Raw genomic sequence first — 15,667 nt, 5'->3', positions numbered from 1 at the left:
AGCGATTCGATGAGATTCCCGAGCCCGCCGGGCCTGCTACGGACCCTGGCCGGCGTCATGACCGCCGCCGCGGCCCTGCTGCTGTCACTCACCGCGCCCCCGCCCCTGGCCCGGGCCGATGCCGGACACGGCCCCCTGCTCGTGCGCACCACCCACGGCTGGGTGCACGGCGCGGCCGACCGTGACGGCGGGCGGGTCTTCCAGGGCATCCCCTTCGCCGCCCCGCCGACGGGCGAGCTGCGCTGGCGCCCGCCGCGGCCCGCCGCACGGTGGACCGGTGTCCGGGAGGCCACCTCACCGGCACACCCCTGCCCGCAGCTACCGCTGACGCTGCTCCCCGACGGCGGCCCCGTCCTGCCCGGGGAGTCCAACCGCACCGGCAGCACCACGGAGGACTGCCTGTACCTCAATGTGTGGACCCCTGCCCACGCCGGCGACCGGCCCCTCCCCGTGCTGGTGTGGCTGCACGGCGGAGGCAACGCCTACGGCGCGGGCAGCGACTACGACGGCTCCGCGCTGGCCGCGCGCGGCATGGTCGTGGTGACCGTCAACTACCGCCTGGGCGCCCTGGGCTTCCTCGCCCACCCCGCCCTGTCGGGCGAGAGCCCGGACCACGCCTCCGGGGACTACGGTCTGATGGACCAGCAGGCGGCGCTGCACTGGGTACGGCGCGACATCGGCGTCTTCGGCGGCGACCGGAACCGGGTCACGCTCGGCGGCCAGTCCGCCGGTTCCGCGGACACCTGTCTCCACATCGCCTCGCCCACCGCGAATGGCCTGTTCCACCGGGCGATCCAGCAGAGCGGAAGCTGCGTCGCGGACGGCGGTCTGCGACCGCTCACGCTCGACGCGGCCCAGCGCAAGGGGAACGGCTTCGCGGCCTCGGTCGGCTGCGCGGACCCGTCCACCGCGGCCGCCTGTCTGCGCGCCGTCCCCACCGCCGATCTCATCCGCGCCACCGGGACCGGAACCGCGTCCATGTGGGCACCTAACACCGGTCCGCGTGTCCTTCCCCATCCTCCGGACACCGCGTGGGCCGACGGGCGGGTGAACGCGGTCCCCACGCTGAGCGGCAGCACCCACGACGAATACCGCTACTTCACCGCCCTCTACGTGGATCTGCTCGGCGGCGGCCCGCTGAGCCCCGCCTCGTACGCCGCACTGATCCGGCTCCAGTACGGCGACCGGGCGGCGGCGGTCCTCGGCACGTACCCGGCCTCGGCCCACCCCTCCCCCAACCTGGCGTACTCCGCCGCCGTCACCGACCAGCGGTTCGCCTGCCCGGCCCGGGCCGACGGCCACCTGTACAGCGGCCGGGCGCCGGTCTACGCCTACGAGTTCCACGACCCGCAGGCACCGCCGTTCATCCCCGCGCCGCACACCCCGCAGGGCGCGTTCCACGCCTCGGAACTGGCCTACCTCTTCCCCATGGACTCCGTGCCGCCCCTGACGCCCGCCCAGCGGCGGTTGTCCGCCACGATGACCGCCTACTGGGCCCGATTCGTGGCCACCGGCGATCCCAACGGGCCCCGCCTGCCCACGTGGCCCCACCACACCGCCGACGGGGACCGCGTCCAGGTGCTGGCACCGGACCGGGTCGCGCCCACCACCGGCTTCGCGGCCGGCCATCACTGCGCGTTCTGGCGGCCGTCCCCCGCTTGATGGGGAAGGCCGCGACGATGGCGGCCACCGCGGCCGCCCCCACTCGGCCGGTGGCGGCGCCGCGCTCGGACCGGACTCGCCGCGCGTCGTCAATCCCTGTCCGTGACAGCGCGCGCGGCCGGGCCCTGGGCCTCGGCCGGCGTTCCGGTACCCGGGGCGCCGGCCGGGGCCCCGGGTACCGGAACGCCGTGCTGTGCCACCAGCGCCAGCAACGCCACACGCAACGGCCCGGTCTCCAGTACGGCGCCCGGGTCGAACCAGCGTGAGACGGCGGTTCCGCTGGCCATCCTGAGCGTGAACCGCGCCAGCTCGTCCGACACATCCGGGCGGCCGCACAGGCCGAAGACCGCGCTCAGCGAGCCCTGGGCCCAGGCCATCAGCGCATCGCGGTAGCGGTGCACCTCGGCCACGGCCGCCGCGCTGGCGTCCTGCTGCACCATGCCCAGCCCCAGCAGCAGCTTCAGACCGTGCGGATGGCGCTGAAACGCTTCCTTGACCGCTTCGAGGAAGGCGTCCAGGCGTCGCGTGACGTCGGTGCCGGGCACCTCCACCGGGGGCAGGGCCGCCAGCAGAGCGGCCCTGGCACGCTCCAGCACCGTGACGTAGATCCCCTCCTTGCTGCCGAAGTGCCAGTACAGGGAGCTGGTTGGCAGACCGCACGCGGCGGAGATCATCGAGATGGACGTGGCGGCATAGCCGTGCCGCGACATCAGTGCGCTGGCGGTGTCGAGAATCGCGTCGCGGGACCGCATGCCGCGGTCCTGGGCCGGTGCCTCGGTCATACGGCCGACTCTAGAGGAGCGCCGGGCCCCGGGCGCCAGGGGCGCCAACGGCTGGTGCGGCGGACGGGCAGGCGGTATCTTGCGCTCCCTGTCGCCTCCGGGTGGCACGCTGTTAGCACGTTAAGGGGGATACAGTGCGGGACTTCAGCCTTCCGCCCCTGGTGGAGACCTTGCGGTCAGGCGGTCTTGCGGATTCCGTGTACGAGGTGGCCGAGCGGGACCCGACGTTCCAGCAGCTCGCGCGCCGCGCGGGCCCGGGGAGTGACGAGTGGGTTCCGGTGACCGCGCTCGCCTTCCGGGACGAGGTGGTGGCCCTCGCCAAGGGGCTGCTGGCCGACGGCATCCACTTCGGGGACCGGGTCGCTGTGATGGCGCGGACCCGCTATGAGTGGACACTGTTCAACTACGCGCTGTGGTCCATCGGCGCCGTGGTCGTTCCGGTCTACCCAACGTCCTCCGCCGAGCAGGTGCGCTGGATCCTGTCCGACGCGCAGGTGGTGGCGATCGTGGTCGAGCATGAGGACCACGCCATGACGGTAGGGGCAGTCTGCGACGCCCTGCCGCAGCTGCGCCGGATCTGGCAGCTGGACGCGGACTGCCTACCACGGCTGACCGAGCAGGGCAGCGTCATCCCGAACGTGGTGGTGGACCGGGAGCGCCAAGTGGTGCAACCGCGGTCGGTCGCCACCATCACCTACACCTCGGGCACCACCGGACCCCCGAAGGGGTGTCTGATCACCCACGCCAATCTGGCGGTCGAGTGCGACACGCTGTTCACCGGCTGGCAGGAGATCCTCGCGGTGCCGGGCGAGCAGCCGTCCATCCTGGCCTTTCTGCCTCTGTCTCACATATACGGGCTGATGGTCCAGGTGTTCTGTCTGCGCAACGGCGTGCTCCTCGGGCATCAGGCCGATCTTTCGCCCGCCGCGCTGCTGCCCGCCCTCGCGTCCTTCCGGCCGACCTTCATCTTCGCGGTGCCCTACATCTTCGAGAAGATCTACAGCAGAGCGCGTCAGGTCGCCGAGGAGTCCGGCAGGGGCGACCTCTTCGACCGTGCCGCGGACATCGCCATACGCCATGCGGAGGCCGTGGAGCAACGGGACACGGGCAACGGACCTGGTGCCGGCCCGCTTCTCCGGGCCACGCACGCGGTCTTCGACCGCATGGTGTACGCCCGGCTGCGAGCGGTGCTGGGGGGACGCGTGCGATACGCCGTCTCCGGCGGATCGACGCTCCGACGCGAGCTCGGTCTGTTGTTCGCGGGCGCCGGAATCACCATCTACGACGGTTACGGCCTCACCGAGACCACCGCCGCGGTGACCGGCCAGCCGGTGGGGCATGTCAGGTTCGGCACCGTGGGCCGGCCGCTGCCGGGCTGCGCCATTCACATCGCCCGGGGCGGGGAGGTGTGGGTCCGCGGCCCCGTGGTCTTCGCCGGCTACCACGCCAACCCCTCCGCCACCGAGGCGGTGCTGCGCGACGGCTGGTTCGCCACGGGTGACGTCGGCTACCTGGACGACGACGGGTATCTGGTCATCAGCGGCCGGAAGAAGGACATCATCATCACCAGCGGCGGAAAGAGCGTCGCGCCCCAGGTGCTGGAGGAGCGGATAGGGTCTCACCCCCTGATCTCCCAGTGCCTGGTGGTCGGCGACAACCAGCCCTATGTCGCCGCACTGATCACCCTGGACCCGGAGGCCATGCGGCACTGGCTCATGCTCCACGGCAAACACTCGTCCGACCTCTCCAGAGCCACCGCCGACCAGGACCTGAAGACGGAGATCCAGCGGGCGGTCACGATGGCCAACAGTGCCGTTTCCCGTGCCGAGTCCGTACGGGCGTTCCGCATCCTGCCCTTCGAGTTCAGCATGCGGGACGGCCTGATGACACCCTCGCTGAAGATGCGGCGGGGGGCGATCGTCAAGGCGTACGCGGCGGAAATCGAAGGGCTCTACGCCACCTGACTTCGTCAGACTCTGTGCGGTGGCCACCGCATGGTCCCGCCCGGAGGCTGATCCACGCGCTGCGGCGAACCGGTCGGTGCTGCTGGCCGACCACTCCAAGTTCGGCAAGACCGCGACCGTAGGCATACGGATCCGCCACCGTCTGCAACGCTGTGCTCACCGATACCGGCAGGCCGGAGGAGGACATCGAGGCCATCCGGCACCTTGGGGTCGCCGTGGAGAGAGTCGACCCCGCGGAACCCTCCCCGTGAAAACCACCGCCTGCCTGCGATTGTCACCGCCTGCCTCGGATTGTCAGCCCTGCGAATACCCGGGACGAGGGCATCCGTTGAGGCGGTACCCGCGCATGGAAGCGCGGGGGGTATTTCATCACTCCCCGTTGGTATTCCAGGACCTGGAGCGCTTCGCGTGCTGCGCCGTTGGAGTGAATGCGTGGAGGGGCCCTTGTGACGGACAGCTCCGGATGAGGTACTTCAGGTATCCGAACGGGCGGGCCGCCCATCCACCCAGGGGACGCGACCTGCCTGCCATCTGACCGAGAACAGGCAGCGATGCAGCCGCGGTTTTCGGGCGTGCCTCCCTGGTGGACGACTCGGATCACGTCCCGACTCGATCCAGGAGGCATCATGTCACTTGTCCGGTTACTGCGCAGAATTGCCGTGGCGGTCGGTCTGGCCTTGGCTGTGGTCGCGCTTCCGTCGCCCGCCCACGCGCAGGTCTTCGTCATCCAGTGCAACGACCTGACGGGATTGAACAACGCCATCGTGGCGTCCAACAGCACTCCCGGAGCCGACCAGATCGTCCTGGCATCCAACTGCACGTACAACTTCGCCGCTCCGCTGGCCGGCATCAACGCGGTGACGCCGGTCACCGGTCCGCTCACCCTGAACGGCCGGGGCAGTACCCTCGCCCGCACCGGAGGCTCGGAGTTCCGCCTGCTCAAGGTCGAGGAGACGGGCAGCCTCACCATCAACCAGCTCACCCTCCGCAACGGAGACGTTTCCACCGCACCGTCCATCGCTCCTCGGGCCTTCGCCAGCTGCGGCAGTAGCGTCCCGGAAAACAATCGCGGCGGCGGAATCCTCAACCAGGGTTCCCTCACGCTCAACAGCTCGACGGTGACCGAAAACACCGCACTCAACGGAGGCGGCATCGCCACCGACGTGGATTCGACCCTGCTTGTCCGGACCAGCACCATCTCGGACAACAACGCCCCCGACTTCTCCGGCGGAGGCATCTTCGCCGATGAGGACAGCGATCTGACCCTGCAGAACACGACCGTCACGGGGAACCTCAGCGGTTTCTGCGGAGGCGGTATCCACACGCAGTCCAGCGACACCCTCACCGTGCAGGGCGGAAGCATCACCGAGAACGACTCCGATGGCTGGGGAGGCGGACTGGTCATCCAGGCCGACACGGCCAACCTCTCCTCAGTGCGCATCAGCGGCAACACGGCCGCTGAGCTGGGCGGCGGGCTGTTGAACGGGGAAAACAGCGCCACCACCCTGAACTCGGTCACCATCACCGGCAACACGGCACTCAACGGCGGAGGCGTCTACTCCGGGTCGTCCAACGATCCGATGACGGTCAACGCCAGCACCATCACGGGCAACACCCCCAACAACTGCGCGGGCAACCCGGTCCCCACCTGCGTGGGGTGACGCCGCAATCCGGCAGCACGACGAAGGGGCGGTCTGCCACGTAACCGGCAGACCGCCCCGACGACTTCACAGTGGTCGGAGCAGCGGCACGCTGCGGTCGGCAAACACTTCGGCTCAAAAGCGTGTGCCCTGGGTACCCGGCGGTCTCCGGCATCGCGCCCCCGCAGTACCGCACAGGAACTCGATCGCAGGACGCTGGATCGGATCATGCCAGCTCCCAGGAGGCCGGACCCGGATGATCTCCCGGCTCTCATCCGCCCAGGTCGCCTCCACACGAGCCCGGTTCTGCCAGGGCCGCGTGCCACACCGCGTCCCGGCCCACGTCCGCCACCACGTCGACGCCCATGTCACGCACGGCTGCGCAGGGGACGCCACGGGTCGGGCGATTCGCCGCGGCGTTCCGGGAGCGGATCGTGGGGCTTCGTCCGCTCCACGGTCGAGCTGCCGCACTACAATCCGAACTACGTCGGCGGCGACATCATCACCGGGGCCAACACGGCCCTGCAGGTGGCCCTGCGGACCTCGGGTGGCGCTCGACCCGTGCACATGGGATGGGCGGCTCCTACGCGGCGCGGTCCGCCCTGCGATTCCTGGACCGCTGAGATCCCCGCACCCCGGAGCGGAGAGGAAATGTCACGCATGGGCACATCGGCGGACCCCCTGGCACAGGTCGCGGCCGCCCTGCTGCCCCATCGCGACACGGTCATCGCGGAGCTCGTCGTGGCCACCGAGAAGGAAATCGCGGTCCTCGACCACGACGAACGGCTGCACAGCCTGCTGCACGCCAGCATCACCGAGAACGTCGTCACCGGGCTGCATGTGCTCGCCAACGGTATCGACGTGCGGACCGTGGACGCGCCGCCGTCGGCCATTTCCTACGCCCGCAGGCTCGCCCAGCGCGACGTCCCCATGTCGGCGCTGCTCCGCGCCTACCGGCTGGGCGCCTCGCGCTTTCTGCACCTCGCGCTCGGCGAATCCGCGCGGCTGCCGGGGCAGGACACCGCGTCCTTGGTCATCGCGCTCGTCGACATCTCGGCGGCCTACATCGACCGGGTCTCCGAACAGGTCGCCCGCGCCTACGAGGAGGAGCGCGAACGCTGGGTGAGCAGCCGGGGCGCACTGCGCCAGCACTGGGTGACCCGGCTGCTGTGCGACCCCTCCCCCGACGTCCCCCAGGCCGAGACCGCCCTCGGCTACCGGCTGGCCGGGACCCATCTCGCCGTGGAGGGCTGGATCGACCGGATCAGCGATCCGTACGACGCGATGAGCGTCCTGGAGCGGCTGAGCACCGTGCTGCGGCGGGTCTTCGAAGGGCGTGGGCATCCGCTGATCGTGCCCACCGACGGGACGGACGTGCGGATCTGGTTTCCGGTGCGGGCCGGTCTCGCGGTGGACACCGACGCGGTGGCGGCGGAGCTGGAACGGGCCCGGCTGCCGGTGCGGGTGGCCATCGGCACGCCGCGCTCCGGGCTGGAAGGGTTCCGCCGCTCCGTCCGGGCTGCCTCCCGGGCTAAGGCGCTGTCGCTCGCGGCGGGGAAGGAGGCACCCCGGGCGGTCTGCTTCGCCGAGGTGGCGCCTGTGGCGCTGCTCGCCGACGAGCCCGCTGAACTGGCGGACTTCGTCGCCGACACGCTCGGCGGTCTGGTGGTCGATGACCCGTGGCGGGCGTCCCTGCGCGAGACGCTGCGGGTCTTCCTGGCGACCAACCGCAGTTACGCCGCCACCGCCGACCTCCTCATGGTGCACCGCAACACCGTCCACTACCGGATTCAGCAGACCATCGAGAAGTACGGGGTGTCGCCGGACGAGAACACCTTCGCGCTGCAACTGGCCCTGGCCGTCTGCCGCTGGCACGGGGCGACGGTGCTGCGCCGGGCCCCCGGCTGAGGGGTCCGGCGCATATGTGGCTCACTTCGCCCGGGGATCACACGAAGGCGCTGTGCCCGGTGATGGCCTTGCCCACGATGAGCGTGTTCATCTCGCGGGTTCCCTCGAAGGAGTAGATCGCCTCTGCGTCGGCGAAGAACCGTGCGATGTCGTAGTCCAGCACGATGCCGTTGCCACCGAAGATCTCCCGGCACCAGGCCACGACCTCGCGCATCCGTGAGGTCACGAACGCCTTGGCGAGCGCGGAGTGCTCGTCGCGGAAGATCCCGGCGTCCTGCTGCCGGGCCAGTTGGACCAGCAGGCCCCAGGAGGCGGTGATGTTTCCGAGGCTCTTGACCAGCAGATCCTGAACCATCTGGAAGCGGGCGATCGGCCGCCCGAACTGCCGGCGCTCGGTGGCGTACGCCAGCGCCAGCTCATACGCGCCGATCATCACGCCCAGGGCCTGCCAGGCCACGCCGCTGCGGGTGGCGCGGAGGATCTCCGCCACGTCACGGAAGGAGTCGACGCACTGCAGTCGGTTGGCCTCGGGGACCTTGACGTCGGTCAGGGTGATCTCGGCGTTCTCCACGATCCGGAAGGCGAGCTTGTTCTCGATCTTGGCCGGGGAGAAGCCCTGGGTGCCCTTCTCCACCACGAAGCCCTTGACCTGGTCGTCGGCCTCGTCGCGGGCCCAGACCACCACGAGGTCGGCGAAGGTGGCGTTGCCGATCCACTTCTTGGCGCCGTTGAGGACCCAGCTCTCGCCGTCCCATCGGGCGGTGGTGCGCATGCCGCCGGCCACGTCGGAGCCGCCGAGCGGCTCGGTCATGGCGAAGGCGCCGATGGCGTCCATCGAGGCCATCGCGGGCAGCCAGCGGTCCCGCTGCCGCTGGTCGCCACCGCGGTAGATGCTGTACATGGCCAGCCCGCTGTGGACGCCGAAGAAGGTGGCCGACGAGGCGTCGGTGCGGGTGCATTCCATGGACACCATGCCGACCAGCAGATTGCTCGCGGCGGGCAGCGGGTCGCCGTATCCCTCATAGGGCAGGCCCGCAAGCCCCAGGCCGCGGAAGACGTCCACCAGTCGACGGGGGAACTCCCCCTTGGCCCAGTACTCGTTGACCATGGGCTTCACCTCTTCGCGCATGGCGGTCCTGGCCTTCAGCAGCAGCTTGCGCTCCTCCTCGGGCAGCAGATTCTCAAAGCCGTAGAAGTCGGCTGTGAGCAGGTCCGCGGGGCGGCTCTCCCCGAGGGGGGCAGGCAGGGTGGTGGTCATCGCGGGTTCTCCTCGGTGGCGTTGTCGGTGGGGCGCAGCGCGGACAGCACCGCGATCTGCCGGCGATCGCGCTCCTCGGTGAGTTCGGCGTAGGAGCGGTGGCCGTAGGCGTTCTCGACGGCCTCGATGAGCGCTTCGGTCTGTTCCGGGCCCTGCTCGGGCGTGCCGAGCCCGTCCCACATCCGCTGCATCGACGCGCCGATGTGCTCGGCCATGTGCCGGTAGCCGCCCGGCCCGCCACCCAGGTGGGCGCCGAGGAACGGGCCGACCGTGGACCAGCGCAGGCCGAGCGAGTTCACGACCACGGTGTCCAGCTCGGCGGGGCTGACCACGCCCTGTTCGACCAGATACAGGGCCTCGCGGCTGAGCGCGTTCTGGAGGCGGTTGCCCACGAAGCCGGGGATCTCCTTGCGCTCGACCACGGGGGTGCGGCCGACGGAGCGGTAGAACTCCACCGCCCGTGCCACGGTCTCCTCGCCGGTGCGCGCACCGGGCACCACTTCCACCAGCGGCACCAGATGCGGCGGGTTGAACGGGTGACCGATCACCACGCGGCTCGCGTCGTCGAGTTCTCCGGTGAACGCCGTGGCGGGGATCGCCGAAGACGAGCTGAGCAGCAGTGCGTGCGCGGGTGCCTCGCGGACCACAGTGGCGAACAGCTCCCGCTTGAACACCACGTCCTCCGGCCCGTTCTCCTGGACGACATCGGCACCGCGCACCGCCTCGGCGACATCGCCGGCGAGCCGGACCCGGTCGGCGATGCCCCTGACATCCAGGCCCCGCGCGGCCAACTGCGGGGCCGCGGCGGCCAGTGCCGCTTCGACCGCCTCGGCGAGGTCGGGCCGCGGGTCGGTGACCCGCACCTCCAGACCGTGGCCGGCGAACAGGGCGGTCCACGACAGCCCGATGGTCCCGGCGCCGATCACCGCCGCGGTGGTGAACGACTCACTCATCGCACATCTTCCTTCCGCTGTTCCAGGTAGTCGTGAACGGGCGTGGCCGGAGCCAGCGTCAGGTCGGTGACGATGTGGCTCGCGGAGATCACTTCGCGCACCGGCAGATCCGCCAGCGGAGCCAGCACATGCTCGAACAGCTGCAGCCGGGCGGGGCCGGTCCAGGCGCCCTTCACCTCGACGTCGGTGATCTCGGTACGGACGAGCTGCGCCACCTGGGGCGTGCCGTCGTACCCGGGGACCAGCTTGAGGAGATACGTCGGCACGCTGATCTGCCGCGCGGCGTCCTCGAGGTCCATCTCGTAGTGCTTGTAGCCCATCGTGGCGGTCGCCACCCGGAGTGTGCCGTAGTCCAGGACACCGACGAGGGCGCCGTGGTCCACGTACAGGCCGGGCTGCCCGACGGTCTTGGGGTACGCTCCCGCCTCGCGGCCGGAGGCGGTGGCGGGGAAGTTGTCCAAGTACATCGCGTGCAGGTACTCGCCCCACTCGCCGTCGTAGCGGACCCGGATCGCCTGTCCGGACTCGGTGTACGGCCCGTACCCGGTCACATCGCCCATCCGCATGACCTCGAAGCGCACCAGCGGTTCGCCGATCTCCAGCGGCTCGGGCACCACCGCGCGCAGCGCGTCGGCGTCGGTGCGGTACACGATGTTGAGGTACTCGCGGTTGGTGAACCGGGGCACCACCGGCGCGTACGCCGGGTTGACCAGCGGGGTCGCGATGTGGCGGGCTACGTCTGCTTCCTTCATGACCTCTCTCCGGTCTCTACTTGCCCTGCCAGCGCGGGGCGCGGCGCTCGGCGAAGGCCGTCATGCCCTCCCGGACATCGGCGGATGACGCCAGGGCGGCCGTTTCCCACTCCTGCGCCCGGAAGGCGTCCGGCTCGGGAACGCCGTCGGCCGCGCGGGCGATCCGCTTGACGGCGGCGAGCGCGAGCGGGGCGCCCGCGGCGAGCCGTTCTGCGAGCTTCACCGCCGTGTCGACGGCGGTGCCCGCGGGCACCACCCGGTTGGCGATGCCGAGTTCACCGGCCCGCCGACCGGAGATCGGCTCCCCGGTCAGCAGGAGCTCCATGGCGAGGTGGTACGGGATCCGCTTGGGCAGCCGGATCGCGCCGCCACCGGCCGCGACCAGACCCCGGGTGACCTCCGGCAGGCCGAAGGTGGCGTCCTCCGCCGCCACGATGAGGTCGCAGCCGAGCGCGAGTTCGAAGCCACCGCCCAGCGCCCAGCCCTCGACCGCGGCGATCAGGGGCTTTGTGGTCGCGGCCTGGGTCAGGCCGCCGAAGCCCCGCCCGGGCACCTCGGGTGACTCGCCGGCCAGCGCGGCCTTGAGGTCCATTCCGGCGCTGAAGGTGGATGCGGCGCCGGTCAGCACCGCGGCGCGCAGCTCACTCGCGTCCTCCAACGTGTCGAGGGCGGCGGCGATTCCGGCGGCGACGGCGGCGTTGACGGCGTTGCGTGCCCCGGGCCGGTCGATGGTGATGAGCAGGGTCGAACCGATTCGCTCGGTCCGCACCTGGGGAAGGTTGTCCATGGCGGATGTCCTTGTGTGGTGTCCGATGGGATGTGTCCTGGCGTGGCGCGCTCAGGGGCGGGCGGCGAGCTCGCGGAGGATCTCGTCGGTGTGCTCGCCCGGCAGCGGGGCGAGCCGCCGTACGGTGGCGGGGGTGGCGGCGAAGCGCACCGGGATGCCGATCGAGCGGGTCGCGCCCTCGCTCGGGTGGTCCACCACGTCGAGCAGATGCCCGTCCCTGACGTACGGGTCCTCGCCGGCCCGGTCCAGTTCCAGCACCGGCGCCATGGGGATGTTGCGCTTGGCGCAGACCCGCTCCCACTCGGCAGTGGTCAGGCTCGGCGCGCACTCCTCGATGAGCCCCATCAGCGGGTCGATGTCGGCGTCGGCGATCGCGTCGCCGTTCACCCGCGGATCCTCGGCGAGATCGGGGCGGCCCGCGGCGGCGAAGAAGTCCCGGAAGTTACGCGGGTTGTACGGCATCACACAGGCGAGGCCGTCCCGGGTGGGCACCGCGCGGTGTCCCCTGGTCATCGACAGCGGGAACCCGGTGGGGCCGATGGGCGGCTCGAAGGAGTGGCCCGCCAGGTGCTCGACCAGGTTGAAGGCGAGCAGGGTGTCGGCCATCGGGATCTCGATGTACTGCCCGGCCCCGGCCTTGTCGCGGTGCACCAGCGCGGCGAGCACCGAGTAGACAATGGTCAGCGCGGAGACCTTGTCGGCGAGGATCGTCGGCAGGTAGACGGGGCTGCCGATGGCCCGGTTCGCCACGTCCACCAGCCCGGACGCCGCCTGCACGGTCTCGTCGTAGGCGGCGTTGCCCGCCCGGTCGGAGTCGCCGCGGAAGCCCTGCCCGTGGGCGTAGACCAGGCGGGGATTGCGCGTGGCGACCTGCTCGTGATCGAGGCCGAGGCGGGCCAGCGCACCGGGGCGCATATTGGTGATGAGCACATCGGCGGTGTCGATGAGCTCCAGCGCCCGCTCGCGATCGTCGTCGCGCTTGAGGTCCAGCGTGACGCTGCGCTTGTTGCGGTTGACGTTGAGGGCGAGCGGGGTCATGCCCGGGGTGTGGCGGTACGGGCCGACCCGTACGCCGTCGACAGGGGACTCGATCTTGATTACGTCCGCGCCGAGGTCACCGAGGATCTGGGCCGCGTACGGCCCCATCACCACCGTGGACAGATCGATCACCCGCACGCCGTCCAACGGGCCGGTCGCGTTCTTGGCCGTGACGTCCATCACCACTCCTGTCTCGTGGTCTTCCGTTTCCGCCACCGAAGCTAATGGCAAATACACGGACAGGGAATGATCATGTGGCGAACAACGGCATGACCGCAGCGGTCATGCCGTTTTTACGGATGTTCCGGAAAGGCGTTGCACGGGAATTCCTACGCGGAAATCGGATCGGCGAAGATGCCGCGTGCCCGGCTGACGAGCCCCGCGAGATCGGCCCCGTCCACCGCCCGGTCCCTGCGGAACAACAGACCTGTGACCAGGGAGGGCTTAAAGTCCTCGACAGGCAGGACGACCACGTTGTCCAGCCGGTAGCGGTGCATCGGACTCTTCTCGGAAAGCATGGTCATCGAAAAGGCGATGCCGGTGGAGATCACTTCGGCGGGGCCGGAATAGTGCGCGGTGTTGATCCGAATTCTCTTCTTGATTCCCGCGTGATTCAGCCGCGCATCAATTTCCTCGAAATACGCGGGCAGCGCGTCATATGGCGTGGCCGTATAGGACAGGTCTTTCAGATCGTCCAGTGTGACCGAGGACCGGTCGGCGAACCGGTCGGCCGGCACGGCGGCGCCGAGCCGCTCGCTCATGACCTCGATGACCTCCAGCGCCGGGTCGGCCACCGGCAGCCGTGCCAGCGCCAGCGCCAGCCTTCCGTCCCGCACCCCGGTGACCAGGTCGGCCGAGGTACCGGGCCAGCGCCGCAGCTCGAACGCCTCGCCGCAGGCCTCTTCGAGCAACCGGACGCGCTCGCGCAGATCCGGGTGGACTCCGGCGGGCATGCCGATCAGCTCCGTGGCATGCCGCAGCCGGACGGCCTCGCTCAGTCGCCAGGGAATCGAGTTGACGCTCTCGAGCACCTCACGGGCCATCGGCAGCAGAGCCGCGCCCGCGGGTGTCAGCTCGACCCGGTGGGTCGTGCGCTCGAACAGCACCTGATCCAACTCACGCTCAAGATCCTTGATGCGCTGGCTCAGCGGGGAGGTCGCCATGTGCAGCCTGCGCGCCGCCCGCGAGAAGTTGAGCTCTTCCGCGACGGCCACGAAGTACCGCAGGTGCAGCATTTCCACCTCCTCAATCTACCCCGGGGACGGGCCGGGAAGCGGATCCGGGATCAGGCCGCGACGGCGTCGGTACGGGGCTGCGGATGCGCGGCGCTCCGCTCGTCGTGGTCGGGGCGGCGCAGCAGGAGCAGCATGCATCCCAGCGTGAGCAGGACCTGGAGGACCGCGTAGACGATCACGGCGGTGATGGAGCCGGTCCGGTTCAGCAGGAACTGACCAAGGATCGGGGTGGTCCCGCCCAGCAGGGTGCCGCAGAGTTGATAGCACAACGAGATTCCGGTGTAGCGCAGTTGGGCCGGGAAGCGGCTGGCGAGCATTCCGGCGAGGGCCGCGTAGTACAGGCAGTGCGGGATGGTGGCGACCGTGACGCCGACCATGGCGAGGGTGTAGTTCTCCGTACTGATCAGCATGAACATCAGCGGCATCAGGACGACTTCGGGAAGCAGCATCACGCAGACCGCGCGCGACAGGCTCTTCATCCTCGTGGCCATGACGGCGCCGAAGGGCTGGACGATGACCTGGGTGACGTTGGCGACCAGGATGATCGTGAGGAAGGAGCTGCGGGTGAAGTCCAGGCTCGAGGTGGCCCAGGAGAGGGCGAAGGTGGACTTGAAGTAGGTCGCCGACAAGCCGATGGTGCAGGCCCCGATGCCCAGGACGATCAGCATCGGCTGGGTGCGCAGCACCTCGGTCAGCGGCGTCTTGGCGACCTTCTTGGACCCGATGATGTTCGCCATCGCCGGGGATTCGGCGACTTTCAGCCGGACCAGCAGACCGACGAAGACGAGGACGGCCGAGGCCAGGAAGGGTATGCGCCAGCCCCAGGAGACGAAGGCGGCGTCGGGGAGCTGACTGATGGCCAGGAAGCTTACGGTGCTCAGGGTGTTGCCGACGGGCGACCCCTGCTGGGCGAAGGCGCCGTAGAGGATGGACTTGCCCTTGGGCGCGTGTTCGGACGCGATCAGCACCGAGCCGCCCCACTCACCGCCGAGCCCGATGCCCTGCACCATACGGATGCAGACCAGGAGGATCGGGGCGGCGACCCCGATCGAGGCGTAGCCGGGCAGCAGGCCGATCAGGGTGGTGGAGATGCCCATCATGAGCAGAGTGATGACGAGCGTCGTCTTGCGGCCGAGGCGGTCGCCGAAGTGACCGAAGATGATGCCGCCGAGCGGGCGGGCGAGGAAGCCCACCCAGAAGGTCGCGAAGGCGACGAGGGTCCCCAGCGGGCCCTCCAGCTCCGGGAAGAAGACCTTGTCGAAGACCAGGGCTGCGGCGGTGCCGTAGATGTAGAAGTCGAACCACTCGATGGTCGAGCCGATGAAGGCTCCGAGACCAGCGCGATTGGCGGTTCTGCTCTGCTGATGTGCGGCGGACGCACTCATGCGGCGGCTCCCATGGGCATCAGTGATCAAGGGGAGTGGGGGGAGGGCGCCGTCCCGGCGCGTCTGCATCCCGAATGTGATGGCGGTAACCGTGCCAGCCGGAACCTAGACGGGTCCAATACCGAATACTTGCTGCAGTGAGAGCCGTTGCGTCTTGATGGGCAATGGCCGAGTGTGCCGTTCCGCGCTGCCTGGCCCGTCAGTCGCCGATCCGCTCGAACACCGCGGCCAGCCCCTGCCCGCCACCGATGCACATCGTCTCCAGCCCGTAGCGGGCCTCCCTGCGCCGCATCAATGGCCGAG

At 69.9% G+C, this 15,667-nt stretch carries 12 protein-coding genes; 4 read left to right on the top strand and 8 right to left on the bottom strand.

Going from position 1 to position 15,667, the window contains the following annotated elements:
- Window positions 1–9: 9 nt before the first annotated feature.
- Window positions 10–1,662 carry a carboxylesterase family protein gene (locus ABZU99_RS20045; protein ID WP_356046116.1) on the top strand — a complete coding sequence of 551 codons (1,653 nt, stop codon included), beginning with the start codon at window positions 10–12 and terminating at the stop codon, window positions 1,660–1,662.
- Window positions 1,663–1,751: 89 nt separating this feature from the next.
- Here the strand turns inward: ABZU99_RS20045 and ABZU99_RS20040 are convergent, their stop codons facing one another.
- Window positions 1,752–2,444 (bottom strand): TetR/AcrR family transcriptional regulator, encoded by a 693-nt coding sequence (locus ABZU99_RS20040; RefSeq protein ID WP_356227909.1) that lies wholly within the window; start codon window positions 2,442–2,444, stop codon window positions 1,752–1,754.
- A 134-nt stretch (window positions 2,445–2,578) separates the two neighbouring features.
- Here ABZU99_RS20040 and ABZU99_RS20035 point away from each other — a divergent pair, with 134 nt between their 5' ends.
- The 3 genes from ABZU99_RS20035 to ABZU99_RS20025 all read left to right on the top strand — a co-directional run bounded on the left by ABZU99_RS20035 (window position 2,579) and on the right by ABZU99_RS20025 (window position 7,956).
- On the top strand, window positions 2,579–4,408 hold the full coding sequence (locus ABZU99_RS20035) for an AMP-dependent synthetase/ligase (protein ID WP_356046113.1): 1,830 nt from the start codon (window positions 2,579–2,581) through the stop codon (window positions 4,406–4,408).
- A gap of 626 nt (window positions 4,409–5,034) precedes the next feature.
- Window positions 5,035–6,069 (top strand): right-handed parallel beta-helix repeat-containing protein, encoded by a 1,035-nt coding sequence (locus tag ABZU99_RS20030; protein WP_356046111.1) that lies wholly within the window; start codon window positions 5,035–5,037, stop codon window positions 6,067–6,069.
- A 639-nt stretch (window positions 6,070–6,708) separates the two neighbouring features.
- Window positions 6,709–7,956, top strand: coding sequence for a helix-turn-helix domain-containing protein (locus ABZU99_RS20025; protein ID WP_356046109.1), 1,248 nt, complete (start codon window positions 6,709–6,711; stop codon window positions 7,954–7,956).
- A gap of 37 nt (window positions 7,957–7,993) precedes the next feature.
- On the opposite strand, the gene ABZU99_RS20020 is transcribed toward ABZU99_RS20025, so the two are convergent.
- From ABZU99_RS20020 to ABZU99_RS19990, 7 genes are all read right to left on the bottom strand, one after another.
- A complete protein-coding gene (locus ABZU99_RS20020) occupies window positions 7,994–9,214 on the bottom strand; it encodes an acyl-CoA dehydrogenase family protein (protein ID WP_355944241.1) in 1,221 nt (406 codons plus the stop codon).
- A complete protein-coding gene (locus ABZU99_RS20015; protein WP_356046107.1) occupies window positions 9,211–10,167 on the bottom strand; it encodes a 3-hydroxyacyl-CoA dehydrogenase NAD-binding domain-containing protein in 957 nt (318 codons plus the stop codon). Before ABZU99_RS20015 ends, ABZU99_RS20020 begins: the two co-directional genes overlap by 4 nt.
- On the bottom strand, window positions 10,164–10,919 hold the full coding sequence (locus ABZU99_RS20010; protein ID WP_355944237.1) for an acetoacetate decarboxylase: 756 nt from the start codon (window positions 10,917–10,919) through the stop codon (window positions 10,164–10,166). The genes ABZU99_RS20015 and ABZU99_RS20010 overlap by 4 nt, the downstream gene beginning before the upstream one ends.
- Before the next feature lie 16 nt (window positions 10,920–10,935).
- Window positions 10,936–11,706, bottom strand: coding sequence for a crotonase/enoyl-CoA hydratase family protein (locus ABZU99_RS20005; protein ID WP_356046105.1), 771 nt, complete (start codon window positions 11,704–11,706; stop codon window positions 10,936–10,938).
- Between the two features lie 51 nt (window positions 11,707–11,757).
- The gene (locus tag ABZU99_RS20000) at window positions 11,758–12,924 is read right to left on the bottom strand and encodes a CoA transferase (RefSeq protein ID WP_355944233.1); all 1,167 of its coding nucleotides are present in this window, start codon (window positions 12,922–12,924) and stop codon (window positions 11,758–11,760) included.
- A 149-nt stretch (window positions 12,925–13,073) separates the two neighbouring features.
- Complete coding sequence (locus ABZU99_RS19995; RefSeq protein ID WP_355944232.1) at window positions 13,074–13,979, bottom strand: LysR family transcriptional regulator; 906 nt, start codon at window positions 13,977–13,979, stop codon at window positions 13,074–13,076.
- Between the two features lie 50 nt (window positions 13,980–14,029).
- Window positions 14,030–15,364 carry an MFS transporter gene (locus ABZU99_RS19990; protein WP_356046102.1) on the bottom strand — a complete coding sequence of 445 codons (1,335 nt, stop codon included), beginning with the start codon at window positions 15,362–15,364 and terminating at the stop codon, window positions 14,030–14,032.
- Between the last annotated feature and the right edge of the window lie 303 nt (window positions 15,365–15,667).

This window comes from Streptomyces sp. NPDC005266 (assembly GCF_040607655.1).
GTDB lineage: Bacteria > Actinomycetota > Actinomycetes > Streptomycetales > Streptomycetaceae > Streptomyces.
This window is presented reverse-complemented; position numbering and strand designations above follow the sequence as displayed.